Origin of the sequence: Segeticoccus rhizosphaerae (assembly GCF_009192725.1) — a bacterium.
GTDB lineage: Bacteria > Actinomycetota > Actinomycetes > Actinomycetales > Dermatophilaceae > Segeticoccus > Segeticoccus rhizosphaerae.
Genome location: NZ_VOHR01000744.1, coordinates 1 through 524, shown reverse-complemented (window position 1 = coordinate 524; position 524 = coordinate 1). Strand labels below are relative to the sequence as shown.

Genomic DNA, 524 nt, shown 5'->3' with positions numbered 1-524 from the left:
CGCCGCCGTCGAAGCGCTTAGTACGCTTGACGTTCCATATCTCGCCGCGCAACCGCTGGAATTCCAGACGCTGCAACAATGGGCGCAGGGCGAACAGGGGCTCAGCCCCGTCGAAGCAACCATGCTGATCGCCCTGCCCGAAATCGACGGTGCCACGAACCCGACAGTTTTTGCCGGGCGGCACGGCCATGACGGTTGCAACGGTTGTGCGCACGCCTGCCCTGCACGGGGTGATGTCAAAGCGATGGCCCCCTGCCTTGAACGTATCGACGCGCTGGCCGAAAAGGCGCACCACCTTGCCACCCTGCGCCGGAAATCGAATGCAGAGAAAAACCTCGCTATCGTTCTCTTTGGCTTCCCGCCAAATGCAGGCGCGGTCGGAACTGCCGCCTATCTTTCGGTTTTCGAAAGCCTTTTCAATACGTTGAACCGGCTCAAAGCCGAAGGTTACGAGGTTGAACCTCCAGCCAGCGTCGATGTGCTGCGCCAACAGGTTCTTGACGGCAACGCCAAGACCTACGGAC

General features: G+C 60.3%; 1 protein-coding gene. It reads left to right on the top strand.

The genetic code is table 11. From position 1 onward, the window contains the following. Positions 1-524 (top strand): cobaltochelatase subunit CobN (locus FRW57_RS22785; RefSeq protein WP_203230532.1); only part of this gene is annotated, 524 nt, incomplete at both ends.